This window comes from Micromonospora sp. IBHARD003 (assembly GCF_056106285.1).
The window spans coordinates 7,137,320-7,155,633 of sequence record NZ_JBWBBX010000001.1; the positions used below are offsets into that span (position 1 = coordinate 7,137,320).

The 18,314-nt window shown below is 69.1% G+C and carries 17 protein-coding genes, 1 tRNA gene and 1 pseudogene; 10 read left to right on the forward strand and 9 right to left on the reverse strand.

What is annotated here, in order from left to right; all coding sequences use genetic code 11:
- Window positions 1-36: 36 nt before the first annotated feature.
- The 4 genes from ACTWOL_RS31230 to ACTWOL_RS31245 all read right to left on the reverse strand — a co-directional run bounded on the left by ACTWOL_RS31230 (window position 37) and on the right by ACTWOL_RS31245 (window position 5,218).
- On the reverse strand, window positions 37-942 hold the full coding sequence (locus ACTWOL_RS31230; RefSeq protein WP_474300197.1) for a LysR family transcriptional regulator: 906 nt from the start codon (window positions 940-942) through the stop codon (window positions 37-39).
- Between the two features lie 239 nt (window positions 943-1,181).
- Window positions 1,182-2,021, reverse strand: coding sequence for an aldo/keto reductase (locus ACTWOL_RS31235; RefSeq protein ID WP_474300198.1), 840 nt, complete (start codon window positions 2,019-2,021; stop codon window positions 1,182-1,184).
- A 248-nt stretch (window positions 2,022-2,269) separates the two neighbouring features.
- On the reverse strand, window positions 2,270-4,063 hold the full coding sequence (locus tag ACTWOL_RS31240; protein WP_474300199.1) for an AMP-dependent synthetase/ligase: 1,794 nt from the start codon (window positions 4,061-4,063) through the stop codon (window positions 2,270-2,272).
- Window positions 4,064-4,333: 270 nt separating this feature from the next.
- The gene (locus ACTWOL_RS31245; protein ID WP_474300200.1) at window positions 4,334-5,218 is read right to left on the reverse strand and encodes a LysR substrate-binding domain-containing protein; all 885 of its coding nucleotides are present in this window, start codon (window positions 5,216-5,218) and stop codon (window positions 4,334-4,336) included.
- A gap of 129 nt (window positions 5,219-5,347) precedes the next feature.
- On the opposite strand from ACTWOL_RS31245, the gene ACTWOL_RS31250 reads away from it, so the two are divergent.
- The 3 genes from ACTWOL_RS31250 (at window position 5,348) to ACTWOL_RS31260 (ending at window position 7,157) form a co-directional block, all read left to right on the forward strand.
- Window positions 5,348-6,433 carry a bile acid:sodium symporter family protein gene (locus ACTWOL_RS31250; protein ID WP_474300201.1) on the forward strand — a complete coding sequence of 362 codons (1,086 nt, stop codon included), beginning with the start codon at window positions 5,348-5,350 and terminating at the stop codon, window positions 6,431-6,433.
- A 74-nt stretch (window positions 6,434-6,507) separates the two neighbouring features.
- Window positions 6,508-6,756: a hypothetical protein gene (locus ACTWOL_RS31255; protein WP_474300202.1), complete on the forward strand. Its 249-nt coding sequence runs from the start codon at window positions 6,508-6,510 to the stop codon at window positions 6,754-6,756.
- Window positions 6,753-7,157, forward strand: coding sequence for a (2Fe-2S) ferredoxin domain-containing protein (locus tag ACTWOL_RS31260; RefSeq protein WP_474300203.1), 405 nt, complete (start codon window positions 6,753-6,755; stop codon window positions 7,155-7,157). The genes ACTWOL_RS31255 and ACTWOL_RS31260 overlap by 4 nt, the downstream gene beginning before the upstream one ends.
- A 55-nt stretch (window positions 7,158-7,212) precedes the next feature.
- Here ACTWOL_RS31260 and fdhD read toward each other — a convergent pair whose 3' ends face one another.
- Entirely contained in the window at window positions 7,213-8,076 is an 864-nt protein-coding gene (gene fdhD / locus ACTWOL_RS31265; RefSeq protein ID WP_474300204.1) for a formate dehydrogenase accessory sulfurtransferase FdhD, read from the reverse strand.
- Window positions 8,077-8,366: 290 nt separating this feature from the next.
- Between fdhD and ACTWOL_RS31270 the strand changes: the two genes are divergently transcribed.
- Together ACTWOL_RS31270 and ACTWOL_RS31275 are read left to right on the forward strand one after the other, a co-directional pair.
- The gene (locus ACTWOL_RS31270) at window positions 8,367-10,922 is read left to right on the forward strand and encodes a SpoIIE family protein phosphatase (protein WP_474300205.1); all 2,556 of its coding nucleotides are present in this window, start codon (window positions 8,367-8,369) and stop codon (window positions 10,920-10,922) included.
- 405 nt (window positions 10,923-11,327) lie between these two features.
- Window positions 11,328-11,975: an HAD family acid phosphatase gene (locus ACTWOL_RS31275; RefSeq protein ID WP_474300206.1), complete on the forward strand. Its 648-nt coding sequence runs from the start codon at window positions 11,328-11,330 to the stop codon at window positions 11,973-11,975.
- A gap of 226 nt (window positions 11,976-12,201) precedes the next feature.
- Here the strand turns inward: ACTWOL_RS31275 and ACTWOL_RS31280 are convergent, their stop codons facing one another.
- Both ACTWOL_RS31280 and ACTWOL_RS31285 read right to left on the reverse strand, forming a co-directional pair.
- Window positions 12,202-12,345 (reverse strand): hypothetical protein, encoded by a 144-nt coding sequence (locus ACTWOL_RS31280; RefSeq protein WP_474300207.1) that lies wholly within the window; start codon window positions 12,343-12,345, stop codon window positions 12,202-12,204.
- Between the two features lie 391 nt (window positions 12,346-12,736).
- Entirely contained in the window at window positions 12,737-13,432 is a 696-nt protein-coding gene (locus ACTWOL_RS31285) for a DUF899 domain-containing protein (RefSeq protein WP_474300208.1), read from the reverse strand.
- Window positions 13,433-13,657: 225 nt separating this feature from the next.
- Between ACTWOL_RS31285 and ACTWOL_RS31290 the strand changes: the two genes are divergently transcribed.
- The 5 genes and pseudogenes from ACTWOL_RS31290 to ACTWOL_RS31310 all read left to right on the forward strand — a co-directional run bounded on the left by ACTWOL_RS31290 (window position 13,658) and on the right by ACTWOL_RS31310 (window position 16,657).
- Window positions 13,658-14,481 (forward strand): IS5 family transposase gene (locus ACTWOL_RS31290; protein ID WP_474301297.1). Its coding sequence is split into 2 segments (ribosomal slippage): window positions 13,658-14,003 and window positions 14,003-14,481, totalling 825 coding nucleotides; the frame shifts between segments, so codons are not numbered across the junction.
- A gap of 427 nt (window positions 14,482-14,908) precedes the next feature.
- A complete protein-coding gene (locus ACTWOL_RS31295) occupies window positions 14,909-15,568 on the forward strand; it encodes a pentapeptide repeat-containing protein (protein ID WP_474300209.1) in 660 nt (219 codons plus the stop codon).
- 300 nt (window positions 15,569-15,868) lie between these two features.
- Window positions 15,869-15,953 (forward strand) — tRNA-Leu (locus tag ACTWOL_RS31300).
- Between the two features lie 169 nt (window positions 15,954-16,122).
- Window positions 16,123-16,422: pseudogene (locus ACTWOL_RS31305) on the forward strand (Tn3 family transposase); the annotation flags it as partial.
- Between the two features lie 25 nt (window positions 16,423-16,447).
- Window positions 16,448-16,657 (forward strand): hypothetical protein, encoded by a 210-nt coding sequence (locus ACTWOL_RS31310; protein WP_474301338.1) that lies wholly within the window; start codon window positions 16,448-16,450, stop codon window positions 16,655-16,657.
- A gap of 68 nt (window positions 16,658-16,725) precedes the next feature.
- Here ACTWOL_RS31310 and ACTWOL_RS31315 read toward each other — a convergent pair whose 3' ends face one another.
- Together ACTWOL_RS31315 and ACTWOL_RS31320 are read right to left on the reverse strand one after the other, a co-directional pair.
- Window positions 16,726-17,370 carry an NADPH-dependent F420 reductase gene (locus ACTWOL_RS31315; RefSeq protein ID WP_474300210.1) on the reverse strand — a complete coding sequence of 215 codons (645 nt, stop codon included), beginning with the start codon at window positions 17,368-17,370 and terminating at the stop codon, window positions 16,726-16,728.
- Between the two features lie 48 nt (window positions 17,371-17,418).
- Complete coding sequence (locus ACTWOL_RS31320) at window positions 17,419-18,231, reverse strand: inositol monophosphatase family protein (protein WP_474300211.1); 813 nt, start codon at window positions 18,229-18,231, stop codon at window positions 17,419-17,421.
- Window positions 18,232-18,314: the final 83 nt, after the last annotated feature.

The following is an 18,314-nucleotide window of genomic DNA, read 5'->3' on the forward strand; positions in this document are numbered from 1 at the left end:
GTGCCCCCAACGAATGCTTATGAGTTCGTGGCCCGATCAGCAGCCGGTCCTCGCCTCGGCCACCGCCTTCAGACGGTCCAGCACCAGGGCCGTGGCCGGGATCTGCAGATGGTCGCGGAGCGCGTACGCATAGATCCGCCGACGGGTGTGGGGCTCCACGATCCGCCCGGTGACCTTCTCGTGGCAGAGGAAGGACAGCACCAGCGAAGGGACCATGGCGATGCCGACCCCGGCCGCCACCAGGCTCTGAATCACCAGGTTGTCGTCCGTGGTGCATGCGATATCGGGGGTGAAGCCCGCCTCGGTGCAGGCGTGCAGGAAGTTGGCGCGGCAGCGAAGACAGCCGGCGATCCACCGTTCATGCGCCAGGTCGGCCAGTCGCAGGGAGCGCCGCCGGGCGAGCGGATGCCGGGTGGGCAGCAGTACCGTCAGCGGGTCTTCCAGCAGCCGGATCTCGGCGAGTTCGTCCGGGATCTCGGCGGGCTGGCCCGGATAGCTGAAGGCCAGGCTGATGTCACAGTCTCCCCCGGCCACGAGTCGCAGGGAGTCCGGCGGTTCGCTCTCCACCAACTCCACCCTGATTCCCGGATGCTCGGTGGCGAGCCAGGCCATGACCTCGGGGATGAGTGTCGCTCCGGCGCTGGGAAAGGCGCACACCTTGACCCGTCCGGACCGCAGCCGCGAGAGGGCGTCTATCTGATGCTGGGCCGCCGTGAGACTGCTGAGGATGGTTCCTGCGTGCCGCGCCAGCGCCTCCCCGGCCTCGGTGAGCCGGAGGCCCCGGCCGACCCGGGTGAACAGCGGGGTGCCGACATCCCGTTCGAGCGCCTTCATCTGCTGGCTGACAGCCGGCTGTGTATAGCCCAGCGCACGGGCAGCGGCTGAGTAGGAACCGGTCCTGACCACCTCATGGAAGGTCTTGATGTACCGGGAATCGAACACGGGGACAAGCATAAGCAGAATTTGGGGTGGCAAAAGAGCGGCTTCGCGCCCGAATCAGGCCCGCTTGCTGCCCGTTTCCTGGCCGGGCCCACCGGAATGGGCCGCATGGTGGCCGAATCGGCGCATGCCACTCGCGCCAGGGCGCGGGCAGTGGCGCTGGACAGAGGCGGACCTGTCCATGGGACCTCGCCCGGTGCGAAGCCCCATGAACCATCCCCGGCCGAGGTCCGGACGTGCGGTCAGGCCCCGAGGTTGAACGTGGCGGGATCCGGCCCCAGACGGCGGTCCTCATCGAGAGCCGCGAAGGCGGCCAGGTCGTCCTCGTCCAGCTCGAAGTCGAAGACGTCGATGTTCTCCCGGATCCGGGACGGAGTCACGGACTTGGGGATCACGATGTTGCCGACCTGAAGGTGCCAGCGCAACACCGCCTGGGCCGGAGTGCGTCCGTGCTTGCGCGCGATCGCGACGATCGTCGGCACTTCCAGAAGGCCGCGGCCGGAACCCAGCGGGGACCAGGCCTCGGTGGCGATGCCGTGCTTGGCATGCAGCTCACGGGACTCCGTCTGGTGAAGCTGGGGGTGGAGCTCGATCTGGTTGACCGCGGGCACGACCGAGGTCTCACCCATCAGCCGCTCCAGGTGCCCGGGAAGGAAGTTGGACACACCGATCGCCCTGGCGCGGCCGTCGGCCAGGATGGCCTCGAAGGCCTTGTACGTGTCCACATACGCGTCCTTGGCCGGTACCGGCCAGTGGATCAGATACAGATCGATGTAGTCGAGGCCGAGTCGCTCGAGGGAGGCGTCGAAGGCGCGGAGCGTCGCGTCGTAGCCCTGCTCGGTGTTCCAGAGCTTGGTCGTGACGAAGACCTCCTCGCGGGGAATTCCCGAGGCGGCCACCGCCTTGCCCGTGCCCTTCTCGTTCTTGTAGACAGCTGCCGTGTCGATGCTGCGGTAGCCGGCCTCCAGCGCCGTGGCGACGGCCTTCGCCGCCTCGTCGTCCGGTATCTGCCAGACACCGAAGCCGAGCTGCGGCATTGCTATACCGTTGTTGAGGGTGATGGAGGGGACCTTGCTGCTCACGAGCGGTCGATCCTTACGTCGTCGGTTGGTGCACCTGTGTCAACGAGCGCCCGGACGATGGCATTCCGCCGGGGAAGAGTGGACCCGTTCGGCTCCGCGCTGTGGGGGCCCCGAGCCGAGAACCGCGTCCCAGAAGACGCCACGCTGCGGCACCGGTGAACACCGTACAACCCTGGGCACCACGAAAGTGCCCTCCCGCCCTGTCTGCCCCGCCCGGGCATCACAGCGAGCCACCCCGTGCGCCGTTGTCAGTGGTAGAGGGCGTCCACCTCGGCCGCGTACGCCGTCTCGATCGCCTTCCGCTTCAGCTTCAGCGACGGGGTGAGCAGCCCGTGCTCCTCGCTGAACGGATGCGCCAGAATCCGGAACGTACGAATGGACTCGGCCTGCGACACCAGGGTGTTCGCGGCGACCACAGCCCGCCGGATCTCCATCTCCAGATCGGGGTCGCGCACCAGCTCCGCCGGTGGCATGGGCCCTCTGTTGCGCATGGCCAGCCAGTGCTCCACCGCTTCCTGGTCCACGGTGACCAGTGCCGCGATGTACGGCCGGTCGTTTCCGACGACGATGCACTGCGCCACCAGCGGATGCGCCCTGACCCGCTCCTCGAGACCCACCGGCGAGACACTCTTGCCACCGGAGGTCACCAGGATCTCCTTCTTGCGGCCCGTGAGGGTGAGATAGCCGTCCTCGTCCAGCGAGCCCAGGTCGCCGGTGGCCAGCCAGCCGTCGTTGAGCACGGCGTCGGACGCCTTCGGGTCATTGAGATACCCGGAGAACACCTGACCGCCGCGCACCCAAACCTCGCCGTCCTCGGCGAGGTGGATCGTCGTTCCCGGGATGGGCTGTCCGACCGTGCCGTATTTGGTCCGCTCCGGCGGGTTCGCCGTCGCGGCGGCGGTCGACTCGGTGAGTCCGTACCCCTCGAACACGGTCACGCCCGCACCCTCGAAGAAGAGACCCAGCCGCCGGTCCATGCCCGAGCCGCCGGACATCGCATGGCGCACCCGGCCGCCCATGGCCTCACGGACCTTGTGGTAGACGACCTTCTCGAAGAACTGGTGCTGCATCCGCAGGGTCGCCGAAGGCCCGGGGCCGAGCCCGAAGGAGCGGTGCTCCTGAGCCTCGGCGTACCGCACCGCCACGTCGACCGCCTTGTCGAACGGGCCGGTCTTCCCGCCCGCCTCGGCCTTGCGCCGCGCGGCGTTGAAGACCTTCTCGAAGATGTACGGCACGGCCAGGATGAACGTCGGCCGGAACGACGCGAGATCGGGAAGCAGCGCACTGGCCTGCAGCACCGGCTGGTGCCCCATCTTGACCCGGCCGCGGATCGCCGCGACCTCCACCATGCGGCCGAAGACATGGGCGAGCGGCAGGAACAGCAGGGTCGCCGGCTCGTCACCCGGCTTGGAATGGAAGACCGGCTCCCAGCGTCCGATGAGCGTGTCGGTCTCGTACATGAAGTTGGCATGGGTGATGACACAGCCCTTGGGCCGCCCCGTCGTCCCCGAGGTGTAAATGATCGTCGCGACGGACTCGGGGGTCACCGCCCGCCGGTGCCGGTGGACCACGTCCTCGTCGATGTGGGCGCCCGCCGCCATGAGCTCGGCCACGGCGGACTTGTCGAGCTGCCAGAGCCGTTTCAGCTGCGGAAGCCGGTCGATCACGGAGCCGATGGTCATCGCGTGGTCCTCGTGCTCGACCACGCAGGCGGACACTTCGGCGTCGTGCAGCATCCAGAAGACCTGCTCGGCGGACGAGGTGGGGTAGACCGGCACCGACTGGGCACCGACCGTCCACAAGGCGAAGTCGAAGAGTGTCCACTCGTAGCGCGTACGGCACATGATCGCGACCCGGTCGCCGAACCGCACCCCCTCCGCGAGCAGTCCCTTCGCGATGGCCAGCACCTCGTCACGGAACTCGGCGGAGGTCACATCGCGCCACTGGCCCGACTCGTCCTTGCGGCCGAGCGCGACCCGATCGGGGTCCGTGCGGGCGTGGTCGAACACGGCGTCCGCCAGCCCGCCGACAGGCGGTGCCATCGCCAAGGGTGGAACCGTGAACTCACGCAATGACCTGCTCCTTGTGGCGCTCCGCACAGCGCCGGTGACGGTACCCCACCGCACCGGCGAGGGGGAGTGGCTTCAGCAGGTCGCCACATATCGCATCGCTGCTGGTCAGCCGTTCATATCCGGCCACAGGACGAACCGTCGGGCAAGGCTCTGCTCAAAGAGCACGCGAGGTCGCCGGTAATCTGCACCGAATCTGTACGCCGCCAACACCACCGCTCTACGCAGGTCTGAGGATGATCTTCACCAGAGCGCGGCGGGGCGGTGCAGCCGGTCCCCGCCCGCGAGGATCGACGAGGCGAGCGCGTCCGCGGCCTCCCGGGTGCCGCGGGACGCGCCCGCCCGATGACCCTGGAGCAGGACGAATGCGACATCGCCCAGCTCGGGCAGGCCCGCACGGGCCGGGACGGGAGCGAGACCGGGCGGTACCAGCCCTCGCGTGTGGGCCATCACCCCGAGCCCTGCCCGGGCGGCCGCGATCAACGCACTGAGGCTGGTGCTCGTACAGACGACATGCCAGCCGCGCCCCTGGGACTGCAGGGCTTCCAGGGCCCGGGCGCGGGTGATACCCGGCGGGGGGAAGACGATCAGGGGCACCGGACGGTCCGGGTCGAGCCGCAGCCGGGGCGCGCCGATCCAGATCAGCCTGTCCTGCCAGACCAGCTCGCCCGGACCGTCCGGGGTGGCGCGTTTGGCGAGCACGAGATCGAGCCTGCCTGCATCGAGCTGCCGGTGGAGCGTGCCGGACAGTTCGACCGTCAGCTCGAGGCCGACCTCCGGATGCTCGCGGCGGAACGACTCCAGGATCTCCGGCAGCCGGGTGAGGACGAAGTCCTCGGAAGCGCCGAAACGCAGACGGCCCCGCAGCCGGCTGCCGGCGAAGAAGGCGGCCGCGCGTTCCTGTGAGTCCAGGATCGTCCGTGCGAAGCCGACCATCGCCTCGCCGTCCTCGGTGAGCCGCACAGTGTGGGTGTCCCGGGTGAACAGTTGCCGCCCCGTGGCGTCCTCCAGACGCCGGACGTGCTGGCTCACCGTCGACTGCCGCACGCCCAGTCGGCGGGCGGCCTGGGTGAAGCTCAGTGTCTGCGCGACGGCGAGAAAAGTACGCAGCTGGACGGGTTCGTACACGCTTGCCAGCGTACGCGTCCATCATGAAACGTGATGACAGTCAGTCCGGAGTACGGGATTCCCGATCGGCCTGGACGCGGTGAGGATGGAGGGAGACCGGGCACGAGGGCGGGAGGCGGGAGCGGACACGTGGAGCACAGGAGCAACCACTTCCGTCTGCGTCTGCCGCTCGATCCGTTTCTGGCGGCGCTGCTCGCCACGGTGGCGCTCGCGGCACTGCTTCCCGCCTCCGGCCGGGCGGCGTCCCTCGCCGGCACGGCCTCAACAGGTGCCGTCGCCCTGCTCTTCTTCCTCTACGGGGCGCGGCTGTCCGCTCGTGAGGTACTGGACGGGATGCGGCACTGGCGGCTGCATCTGACCATATTGGCCTCGACGTTCGTCCTCTTCCCCCTGCTCGGGCTCGCCGCGTGGGGGCTCGTCCCGTTCGTCCTGACCCCGCAGCTCTCGGCAGGACTGCTCTTCCTGTGTCTGGTGCCGTCGACGGTCCAGTCCTCCATCGCCTTCACCGCGATCGCGCGCGGCAATGTGCCCGCGGCGATCTGCGCCGGTTCCTTCTCCAGCTTCGCCGGAATGCTCCTCACACCACTGCTGGCCGCGCTCCTCCTCGGGAACGAGGGCGGCGGCTTCTCCGCGGACTCGCTGCTCGGGATCGTGCTGCAGTTGCCGGTGCCGTTCCTCGCCGGACAGCTGCTGCGCCGGTGGCTCGGGGGCTTCGTGGCCCGGCACAGGAAGCACCTCGGCCTGGTGGACCGTGGTTCGATCCTGCTCGTCGTCTACACCGCCTTCAGCGAAGGCGTGGTCGCGGGCGTCTGGCACCAGATCACTCCGGCACGCCTCGGTGCGCTGATGCTCGTCGAAGCGGTCCTGCTCACCGCGATGCTGACGCTGACCTGGTACGGCTCGAAGAGGCTCGGCTTCGGCCGTGCGGACCGGGTCGCGATCCAGTTCGCGGGCTCCAAGAAGAGCCTCGCGGCGGGGCTTCCGATGGCGAGTGTGCTCTTCGGCGCGCAGGCGGGCCTCGCCGTGCTGCCCCTGATGCTCTTTCACCACATACAGCTGATGGTGTGCGCGGTGATCGCGAAACGCCGGGCCGGGGAGCCTGCCCCGCCTGAACCGGTCTTGCAGGAGCCGGCCCCGCCCGAGCCGTTGTCGCCCGAGGTGCGATCCGCCCTGCCCGGGTCGGTCACGGAGCAGGCCGCACCGACGGCTCGCTGAACTGCGGTCCGTCCCACGGCTCCGGACCTGCCCCGGCCGCAGCAAGAGATCATGCGTGCGGATAGCGTGCCGCCATGTCCCCATTCGATCCCCGCCCCCGCGCCTCGGTGTTCACCGTCCTCGGCGCCGGGGCCAACACCCGTGCCCCGTACGACGGCAGGCGCTCCACGGCGGTGAAGCAGTCCGCTGCTTCGCGTGCCGCCCGTAGCCCGGCCGCTTGGCCGCGAGGGGCCGTCGCCGTTGCGTCCGTCGCCGTTGCGTCCGTCGCGGTCAGGTCCGGTGCCGTCGCCTCTCGCGCCGTCCGCCGGGGAGCGGCCCGGTGAACGGCACCTGGGTACGCCCCGGAGCATCGCGCCCCTGCACGCTCGTCGTCTGCCGGGGCTGCTGCTGCGGTGACGCAGGGAAGCATCCGGGCACCGACCACGCGGCGCAGGTCCGCCGGCTGCGTGAGGCCGCGGCCGCATCGGATGGCCGCTTCGCGGTCCGGACCAGTGAGTGCCTCGGACCGTGCGGGCAGGCCAATGTGATCGTGGTCCAGCCGTCGTCGGCGGCGAGGTCCAGGGGTGCCCGTGCCGCCTGGATCGGCTGGGCGCTCGACGACGAGGCAACGGACGATGTGCTCGCGTGGGCGCAGGAGGGGGGACCGGGTCTCGCCGAGCCCTCCGCCACCCTGTCGCTCCATGTGATCCCGCCGCCTGCGGTCCGTCCCCGCACCCTTCGCTGAACGGTCACGCCCACGCCCGTTCACCTGCACAGGGGCGGTCCTGCGGGGCCGCCCCTCACACCCGCGACGGCAGTGCGATGCGCTCCTCGCCCGCGTACACGTTCATATCCGAGCCGCGCAGGAAACCGACCAGAGTCAGTCCGGTCTCCAGGGCCAGGTCGACGGCCAGCGACGACGGTGCGGATACGGCCGCCAGCAGCGGAATGCCGGCCATGACCGCCTTCTGCGCCAGCTCGAACGACGCCCGCCCCGACACCAGCAGGATCGCCCGGGACAACGGCAGCAGGTCCTCGCGCAGTGCCCGGCCGATCAGCTTGTCCACGGCGTTGTGCCGCCCCACGTCCTCGCGGACGTCCAGCAAGTCGCCGTCCTCGGAGAACAGCGCGGCGGCATGCAGTCCGCCCGTCCGGTCGAAGACCCGCTGGGCCTTCCGCAGCCGGTCGGGGAGGCGGGACAGCAGAGCCGGCTCGACCCGGAGCGGGGGAGTGTCGGCGATCGGGAAGCGCGTCGTGGTGCGCACGGCGTCAAGGCTGGCCTTGCCGCACAGACCGCAGGACGACGTTGTGTACACATTGCGCTCGAGCGTGATGTCCGGGACCACAACGCCCGGCGCGAGCTGCACATCGACGACGTTGTAGGTGTTCGCGCCGCCACCAGGCGACTGGGGGGACGGGCCCGGCTCGGCGCCGGCGCAGTACACGATCGACCGGACGTCCGCGGCCGAGCCGATCACACCCTCGCTGACCAGGAATCCTGCGGCGAGCGCGAAGTCGTCACCCGGCGTGCGCATGGTGATGGCCAGCGGCCGGCCGTTCAGCCGGATCTCCATGGGCTCTTCGGCGACCAGGGTGTCCGGCCGGGCGGTCACGGCGCCGTCCCTGACCCGGATGATGCGGCGACGCTCGGTGACCCGTCCCATGATGATCAGTCCCGATTCTCTGCGTGAGGGGCCAGGGGGCCCGTCGTTCGTACGGCGAGGGCGGCCCGTCGCGCGTACGGCGAGGAGGGCTCGACCCGTCCCATTGTCGCGGAGCCGATGAGTCGTGGAGCCGCGGAGTCGTGGAGCAGCGAAGTCGTGGAGTTGCGGATCTCCGCCCCGCCGCACCCCACGGCCCCCCCCACTGCCTCGCCGACCGGCGGCGGGCCGCCGTGCCCGTGAGTGCCCGGCCTGAGGTGCGTGCCCGGACGGCTCTGACGCATCCTTGCTGTGTGACCTGGTACGGCGCGGCCAGGCATGGCCCGCGAAGCAGGGACGGCCGGCAACGCGAGACGAGCGCCGGTGCTGTGCCCAGCGCGGGCGAGCTCGGTCTCGTGCTCGCCGAGGCCGCCGTCAATGCGACCGGCGCGGTGGGTGCATACGCCGGTGGGGTATACCTGCGTTCGGAGAGCGAAGGTCTGCTGCGCCTGGCCGTCCTCGTAGGACTGCCGGGCGAGCTCATGCGTCCGTGGTGGCGCATGCATGTGAATCGTCCCTTCCCCGTGGCCGAGTGCTACCGCACGTCCCAGCCCATCCATCTCGCGGACGGCGAAGAGGCCATGCGGCGTTTCCCCCAGCTCATGGCCGGGCTGCCGTTCCCGTTCAGCTCGCTCTACGTGCCGGTGGAGAGCGATCACGAGACGTTCGGGGTACTCGTGGCCTTGCGTCCGGCGACTCCGGGGCATCCCGTCGACCAGGGAGACCGCCGCAGGCTGAACGAGTCGGGCCGGCGGCTCGGCGCCGTCCTCGACCAGCTGCAGCGCGAGGGCAACCCGGTGAGCTGGAGCGCGGAACCGCTCGTCGTACAGACCCCCGAGGTCGCGAGCCGTCCGCTGCGGATCGGCGCCTTCGACTGGGACCTGAGCACCGGCGACCTCATCGCCGACGAGGAGCTCTGCGCCATCCTCGACATCCCGCCCGAGGACTTTCCCGGCACCATCGAGGCACTGACCGCCAGGGTCGTGCCGGAGGACGTCTACCAGCTCTGGGTCGTCGCCCGCGAAGCCGCCCAGGACAGCAGACCGGTGGTGCGCAGAGTGCGGCTCCAGCGCGCCGACGGCCCGCCGTCCCTGCTGGAGCTCGCGGGCCGCCCGGTCCATCCGCCCGGCGGTATCGGAGAGCGCCGGCTGATCGGATCCCTCATCGATCTCGGAGCGGGAGCGATCGCCAGCGAGGCGGTCGCCGACCGCCTTCCCGACGGGCTCTTCTCGCTCGACCGCTCCGCGCGGATCACCTATGTCAACCGCACGGCGGAAGAGCTCCTCGGATCCCCCAGGGCCGAGCTGGTCGGCCGGATCCTGTGGGAAGCCGTGCCCTGGCTCGACCTGCCCGCGTACGAGGACTACTACCGTGCCGCGCTGCTCTCCCACGAGCCCGTCCGGTTCCAGGTGAGCCGGGGTCCGAAGGACTGGGTCTCGCTGTGGCTCTACCCCGGGCACCACGGCCTCACCGGGACCATCGCCGTCACCGACCGCCCCGACTACACGGCCGGGGCGATCGGCCGCTCCGGAGCGGGCCTGGGAATCCTCGCCTCACCCGCCGACCGCGCCACTGCCCTGTACCGGCCGGTCGCCCTCGCCATCGCCCTGACCGAGGCGGTCACGGCACGGCAGGTGTCCGCCGTCGTCACCGAGGAACTGCTGCCCGCATTCGGCGGGCGGCAGCTCGCCATCTACGTCCTCCACGAGCGGCATCTCTACCTCGCGTGGGAGACCGGCTTCCCGGCGGGATTCCTCCAACCCTTCGACGGGGTCGGCCTCGACGCCCTGCTGCCCGGTGTCGAGACCCTCACCACCGGGCGCCCGATCTTCTTCGAGTCCATGGAACAGATGGCCTCCGCCTATCCCGGCATCCCGCTCGACGCCTCGGTCGGCGCCCGTGCGTTCCTGCCCCTCATCGCCTCCGGACGTCCCGTGGGCTCCTGCATCCTCGGCTTCGACCAGCCACGCGGCTTCGCCCCCGAGGAACGCACGGTCCTCACCGCCCTCGCCGGCCTCATCGCGCAGGCCCTCGAACGCGCCCGCCGCTACGACACCGAAGCCGCCCTGGCGCGCGGCCTCCAGGACGCGCTGCTGCCGCACCGGCTGCCCGTGATCGAGAACGTGGAGACGGTCGGACGCTATCTGCCGGGCACCCAGGGCATGGACGTCGGGGGAGACTGGTACGACGTCATCGAGACCGAACGCGGACTGGTCCTGGTCATCGGCGACGTTCAGGGCCACGGCGTCTCCGCCGCCGCCATCATGGGTCAATTGCGCAGCGCGGTCCGGGCGTTCGCCCTCGCAGGGCTCGAGCCCGACGAGGTGGTGAGCGGTACCAACCGGCTGCTCAGCGACCTCGATCCCGCCCACTTCGCCACCTGCTGCTATATCCGGCTCGACCCCGCCACCGGGGCCGCACAGGCCGTGCGCGCCGGTCACCCCCAGCCGCTGGTGCGCCGGGCCGACGGCACCACCGAGGTGCTCGATCTGCCGGGCGGCCTCATCCTCGGCGTCGACTCGGCCGAGACCTACCCCGTCAGTGAACTGTCCGTCAAACCGGGGGATGTGCTCGCCCTGTTCACCGACGGGCTGATCGAACGCCCCGGCAGGGACATCGACGTCGGCATCGATCAGCTGCGCTCCTCCCTGTCGCGGGCAGGTCCGGCCACCGTCGCCGAGGTCGCCGACCGCCTCATCCGCGACGCGCGTCGGTCGACCGACCGGCCCGACGACATCGCGCTGCTGCTCACCGCCTGCTGGTCGGGACCCGACGACGAACGGACGCTGGGCGGACCGGTCGCAGGCTGACGGGTCGTCACCGAGTCGGCCCGGCCCCGCCGACGCCTGCAGAGCCCGAATCTGACGGGCGGCGGCAGTTGATCTGACGCAACCTCAATTCACGTCACGGGACCGGCAGGTGGCACGAAACGGCTGAATGCCGCCCTGACCGGCACCGTCGCCGAGGCCGGCACGTATAACCCCGGACCCGACCTTCTTCGCGGCGTCGGCGCCCGAATCGGTTGCTCCATCGGCCCTGTCTGCTGACAGACGGTCAACCGCCGCTGATTCTCTGCTCTTTCACGCTACTGACCAGTAGATGGAATGTTTCATTCCGTACATCATGGGACGCGAGCATGCCAGCGTGCGTTCGTGCGGCCGTGGCGAACGCGCAACCCTCCCGAGCAACCCTCGACCACCCAGGAGAGCCCCCCCATGCATGCACGCAGATGGAAAACCGGAGCGGCGGCGGTCCTCGCCGCTGCGGCCCTCACCGCGACCGCTCCGACGGCATCGGCCGCTCCCCAGGCCCAGCCCGCCGCGAAGTCCCGTGCCGCCACGACCGCCACGACCGCCGCACAGGCGGCAGGCGTCGACTATGCGACCTGGCAGCGTGATGTGGATGCGGTCATCGCCGTGGCCCGCCCCTACATCGAGCAGCGCACCTCGCAACCCTCGGACAAGAAGCAGGCGATCGTCCTCGACATCGACAACACCTCGCTGGAAACGGACTTCCACCCCTTCTGGGAGTGGCCGACCCCCGCGGTCAAGCCGGTCCGTGACCTCGTCCGCTTCGCCGACTCCCGTGGCGTGGACGTCTTCTTCGTCACCGCCCGTCCGGGCATCATCTACTCGATCACGGACTACAACCTGAGGAGGGCCGGCTACCCGGTGGACGGGCTGTACGTGCGTGATCTGCCCGATCTCTTCGACGAGGTCAGCACGTACAAGACGCGCAAGAGGGCGGAGATCGAGGCGAAGGGCTACACGATCATCGCCAACATCGGCAACAAGACGAGCGACCTCGTCGGCGGGCACGCCGAGAAGACGTTCAAGCTGCCGGACTACGGCCAGCTCTCCTGACGGTTGACGGCGGCGGGCTCGGTCATGCCCGCCGCCATGCCGGCTCCCGGCGCGACCGGCGCGACCCCCTGGGACGGACACACCGGGAGCCGGGTTCGGCGGCGACGGTTGATTCGAAGAGCGATCTCGGCTGTGATACGGCAGAGGTTCGGCGCGTCGCCTTGTGCGGCTGCGCACGGATGCGGCGTTCGGTTCGACCGGGGGCGCCGGGCCGGGGGGGGCATGTCTACATGAACTCCGACTGGCGGAAGTGATTCGGACTCCAGTTGCCGCCCTGGTCGATGTGGCCTTGGGGGCGTGGTGCCGTATGAGGGGTCATGGCTTGCACCATGTCCGCCAGATCACGGATGAGCTTGCGGATCTTACGCATGCGACCTCTTTCTCGGTCTTCCTGTTCGTGCCCGACGGTGCCGCGCCACTCAGCCGTGACCACTTCTCGGGACTCTCCGTCAACTGCGCTCCGCTCGTGGGAAGTTCGCACCGTGGAACGACTTGCGGACAGTTCTTGACATCGTTGTCCCTTCCATGTCGCGGGCCACGTCGGCATATGCGGTCGAGTAGGGGATGCCGGGTGGTGGTGGGGGACCCGCTGCCCGGCATCGACATCCGGTCTAACGCGGAGTAAGCCCAGACGGTTCATTCGCCCGTTACGGGTGCGTTGGCGCCGCTCCTGCCCCAACTGTGCGGCGCATCCCGGCTCGGGTGAGGATGGACGGTCATGCTCCCCCGTTCACCCGCTCGTCGACGGTGATGCAGCTCGTTCAGCCGTCGACCGAGCCCGAGCCGTAGAGCGCAGCGATGTTCCGGGACGTCGCCCAACGGCTGTACGTCGGCGACTGGGGCCAGCCCTCGGGGGAGTCCTGCCATTCCTCCTGTCGTCCGTACGGCAGGACGTCGATCAGCGCGAAGGCGTGACTGAGCTGCTCGGTTCCCCGGCCGTTGGTATGCCAGGTGCGATAGACGGTATCGCCGTGGCGCAGGAAGACGTTGACCGCGAATCCTCCGTCGGGCGGTGCGCCGACGTCGGTGCCGAACGGACTGTTGGCAGTCGAGTACCAGGTCATCCGGTTGCCGACCCGCTGCTTGTAGGCGAGCGCCTCCTTGATCGGGCCCTGGGTGACGACGACGAACCGCGCGTCGTAGTTGTCCAGGAACTCCAGGCGGGTGTACTGCGAGGTGAACCCCGTGCAGCCCGGACACTGCCATCCCTGGCCGGTGAACCACATGTGGTTGTAGACGATCAGCTGCCTCCTGCCCTCGAAGACGTCCGCCAGCCGAACGGGGCCGTCCTCGCCTTCCAGGATGTAGTCGGGCATCTCGACCATCGGCAGGCGGCGACGCTCGGCGGCGATGGCGTCGAGCTCGCGCGTCGCGGCCTTCTCCCGAGCACGCAGCGCCTCAAGCCGGCGCTCCCAGGTTGCGGCATCGACGACGGGTGGTAGTGCATGGGTGGTCATGGCCCCTCACAAAGCTTGTGCCCAGCTCGCGCATGTACTGGGTGAGACCCCACCGGGCCCCGGAAGTCATCGGTGACCGCAAGGGGGATGCTGGGCCGTCCGCTCCTGCGTGAAGGTCCTCGAGCTTGACCATCCCCCTCGTACTCACGGGACGGCCCTAAGAACCCCTAACAGATGATCTTCGATAGTTTGATTACTCCGGGACTGTCGATCCGGAGGTGTGGGGTGGCTCGGCCGAAGCCGTGGCTTGTCGAGGATGAACTATGGGCGGTGGTCGAACCGCTGTTGCCGAGAGTGGAGCGTCGGACCCGCTATCCCGGGCGGAAGCGGCATCCGGACCGGCTGGTGTTCCAGGGCATCCTGTTCGTCCTACATACCGGGATCGCCTGGGAACATTTGCCCCAGGAGCTCGGGTTCGGCTCGGGAATGACGTGCTGGCGCCGCCTGGCCGAGTGGACCGAGGCCGGCGTCTGGCCCCGGCTCCACGAGGCTCTCCTGGCCATACTCCGCAGGGCGAACTTGCTGGACTTCTCCCGGGCGGCGGTCGACGGCTCCCACATCCGGGCGTTAAAGGGGGCTCCAAGACAGGACGAAGCCCTGTCGACTGGGGCAGAGCGGGCAGCAAGCACCACTTGATCACCGACGCCACCGGCATCCCGCTCGCCGCCACCTTGACCGGCGGCAACCGCAACGACGTCACCCAGCTCGTACCCCTGCTCGAAGCCATTCCGCCCGTACGCGGCAAGCGCGGCCGACCCCGGCGCCGCCCCGACATCGTGCTCGGTGACCGAGGCTACGACCACGACAAGTACCGCCACCTCGTCTGGGCTCTCGATGTGAAACCGGTGATCGCCAGACGAGGTACGGAACATGGTTCCGGACTGGGTACCCAACGCTGGGTTGTCGAGCGTGCGTTCGCCCATCTGCACGGGTTCCGCCGCCTTCGGATTCGCTGGGAGATACGTGACGACATCCATGAAGCCTTTCTCACCCTTGGATGCGCCCTCATCTGCTGGCGGCGCCTGAAGTCATTGGATGAGGCGTGCTAGCCCCCGAGCTTGTCCAGGACGGACCGAGGGCGCGATCTTCGTAGCGGGGCAATCGGGCCTGAGGCGCAAAATGAATCTCAGGGAAGTCCGGGGCCGACCGGTGTTCGACGCCCGGACCATCACCCTGGTGAACCAACCGGCGAGCGGAGCAGGCACGTTGGCCCCGTTGAGGAGGTGCCGGACGGAGCCGCCGCGCTCCCTGGCGGCGGCAGGAGCCCTCACACCACAGCGGAGATTCTTCCTTTATTTCGCATTTGGGTACTTATGGAGTGCGTGACCGCGCGGTCCGGTGCGGCGGTTCCTGTCTGCGGCGTGATTAGGCGGAACCCTCGGGCCCGGGTCAGCATAAAGACATCCCCCTGCACCTCAGGCGGCCCCTGACCGGGTCTCATCAGGGGTGCCCTGTAGCCGCCCCGGAAGGACTCTGATGCGCGTACCCGCCCCCCGCGACCTGCCCGCCCTGCCCTATGTCCATCGCCTCGAACCGTTCACCGGGGACCTGGACCGGGAGGAGGTCTACGAGTGGCTCCACATCGACGACCGCGCCTTCGACGACGTCGACGGCGGCATGACGCGCTTCGGCGAGTCGGCCCTGTCCTCGGTGACCTTCACGGGCGGCCGGTTCCGGCGCGCGCGCTTCGACACCGTATGGATGCACAACATCCGCACCGTGGGCAGTGACCTCGCGGAAACCACCTGGCTGGACACCGAATGCCTCTCCAGCCTCCTGGCCGGCACCCAGCTCCACGGGACCCAGATGCGCCGTGCCGTCTTCCATCACTGCAAGTTCGACTCAGTCAACCTGCGCGCGGCTCAGCTGGCGAACGTCACCTTCGTCGACTGCCTGCTGCGCGACGTCGACTTCGCAGGAGCGGCCCTGACTGGCGTCTCCTTCCCAGGAACGACGCTCGACGGAGTCGACCTCACCAAAGCCACCCTCACCCGAGTCGATCTGAGCGAGGCGACCGCACTAGGCATCACCTCCGGCGTGGCGGCCCTCAAGGGTGCCACCATCAGCACTCCCCAGCTGCTCGACCTCGCCCCCGCCCTGGCCCAGCACATCGGCCTCACCGTCAAGAACGCCTGACCCCACAGCCTCATGCCTCCGAGCCCGTCGTGCCACTCATTCCGTTAGCCGTTCTTAGCCTCAAATGCCTCGACGAACCGTGGTTGCGCAGGGGGAAGCGGGTAGCCGTGTTCCGTGCGTGACCCAATCACTACGTTGTGTACTGGTAGGGCTCGTGGCCGGAGTGATCGGTGCCGGTGGGGGTGGTGGGCCTCGGAGCACCCCCACTGACCACGCGAAATGCGGTTCAGGGGCACCTCGAACCCCTGGTAGAGTTATCTCTGTCGCCGCGGGGAACACCCCGCAGCGCGGCAACACCTGGTCCGGGTGGCGGAATGGCAGACGCGCTAGCTTGAGGTGCTAGTGCCCTTTATCGGGCGTGGGGGTTCAAGTCCCCCCTCGGACACAACCACTGACGATACGGATTCGAGGGCCTCGACCTTACGGTCGCGGCCCTCGTTTCGTGTTCGTAGGTGATCGTGATGCCGAGGGCTTCGTAGAGCGGGCTCTTCTTGTCGGCGCTGGCTGCGTGAATGCGTTGTGCGATGTCTCCGAGGCCCTCCGTGATCTGTCGGATGCGCTGGGCGTCGAGAGGTGGCTCCTTCTGTCGGTCCGCGTGGGGGAGCGTGTCGAGCCGCTTCTGGGCGCCTTCCCTGTCTCGGTGTGCTTCGTTGACCCATCGGGTGACCTCGTTCGTCTGCGACTACCTCGCGGATGTCGAGATGCGGCGCGAGATCCACGAGGGGTTGCAGGTCGTGGAGAACTGGAACTCCGCGAACAAGGACCTCTTCTACGGCAAGGACGGCGACCTTGCCGGTTCGGACAAGGAGTCCCAGGAGGTCAGCATGCTCGCGCTGCACCTGCTCCAGTACGCGCTGGTGCACGTCAAGAAGGCTACTGATGCAGGAAGTCCTGGCCGATCCGAAGTGGGTGGTCAAGCTCGCCGACGCGGACCGTCGGGCCCTGTCGCCGCTGTTGTGGACCCATGTGAATCCGTACGGCAGGTTCGAACTGGACATGAATAGCCGCCTCGATCTGGACCTGTCCATTCGGGCAACGGTGCCCGGCCCGCGCACCCCGCGGGACGTGACGGCGGCAGCCCCGGCGTGACATCCGGGCTCCGGGACCTGGCTGCGGCCATGGCGCGGTGCGCAGTTCTTTCGGTCCGGGAGGCGGGTTCAGCGGGAGAGGGACACGGCGAAGGGCTTGAAGCCGTGTCGGCGCAGGATGTGGGGCACGACCAGGATCATGGCCTCGGTGGCTCGGGCTGTGCTGATGCCTCCAAGGTCTTCGATCCATGCGGGCTGCCAGCCCAGGTCGGCGAGCAGGCCGGTGACGGTCTTCTTCGCGTTCGCGTCGTCGCCCGAGAGGTAGGCGGTCGGTGGGGTGGCCAGGGTTTCGGGAGCGGTCATGACCATGAACAGCATCGTGTTGAGGGTCTTGACCACATGGGTGTCGGGGAGGGCGGCCTGGAGTTGCTCGGCGAGGCTGCTGCCCCGATAGCACAGGTCGCCGGGCAGGCCGTCGTCGGCGTCGCGGGTGGCGTTGGAGACATCGATGAGGATTTTTCCGGAGAGCTCGGTGCCCAGGCCGGCCAGGCGGTCAAGGGAGGTGTGGCCGGGTGTCGCGTTGATCACGATGTCCGCGGTGCGGGCGGTGGTGGGCTGGTCGGCGAAGGCGATCTGCGGGGCGATTCCGGCGGCACGGGTTGCGGTGTCTTCCGGGCCCCGGCTGCCGAGGGTGACGTGGTGTCCGGCTGCGGAGAGCTTGCCGGCGAGGTTGGCGCCGACGCGGCCGGCGCCCAGGATGCCGATGTTGGTCATGGGGTGATGCTCCTTGCGGTGTGAGGTGGGTGGAGCGGAGGTGTCCGTTCAGGCGATCGGCGACAGGACCTTGAGGGCGGCGGTGTGGAGGCCGGGGGCGGCGGCCAGGAAGTCGCGGCTGCCCGTGCTCCAGGGCTTGCCTGCCAGGTCGGTGACGGTTCCTCCGGCCTCGGAGACCAGCAGGGCGCCGGCGACCAGACCGGAGCGAACGTCGGAGAACTGCCAGAAGGCGTCCGTGCGTCCGGCGGCGACGTGGATGAGCTGCATGGTGGCGGGAACGGAGACGCGCACGACCAGGCCGTTGATGAGCATGGCGGTGACCGAGTCACCGATCCGCCGGAAGGTGCGCTCGTCCTCGCCGGGCCTGGCCTGGCCGGTGCCGATGAGCGCGGCGCCCAGATCGGTCTTGGCGGACACCTTCAGGGGCCGGTCGTTGAGGCGTGCACCGCCGCCGGCGACGGCGGTGTAGGTGTCGCCGGTCAGCGGCAGGTGGACGACGGTGAGTACCGGCCGGTTGTCGCGGACCAGGGTGGCGGTCACGGCCCAGTCATCCATGCCGTGAACGTGGTTGATGTTGCCCTCGGCGGGGTCGACGACCCACCACTCCCCGGGCGGGAGTGCGCCGCCGGCCAGCTCGTCCTCGGCCCACTGCGACCCCTGCCGGGCCCGCAGCAGCGGTTCGCGCAGCACGTCCAGCACCGCGTCGTCGTTGGCGTGGATCTCATCGACGACCTCCTCCAGACTCACGCCTCGGGCTTGCGGGGTGTATCGGTCGCGCAGCGTGACGCCGGCGGCCTTCACCGCGGCGGTCACCTCGGACAAGAGCGTCGTGCCGGTGGCGAAAGGCATGGCTGTGCTCATGAGGGGCTCCTTGGGTTCGATATGTGCGGGCGGTCTGTCTCGCGCCTGCACTTCGAAGGTAGGCCGCCCACCGATTAACAACA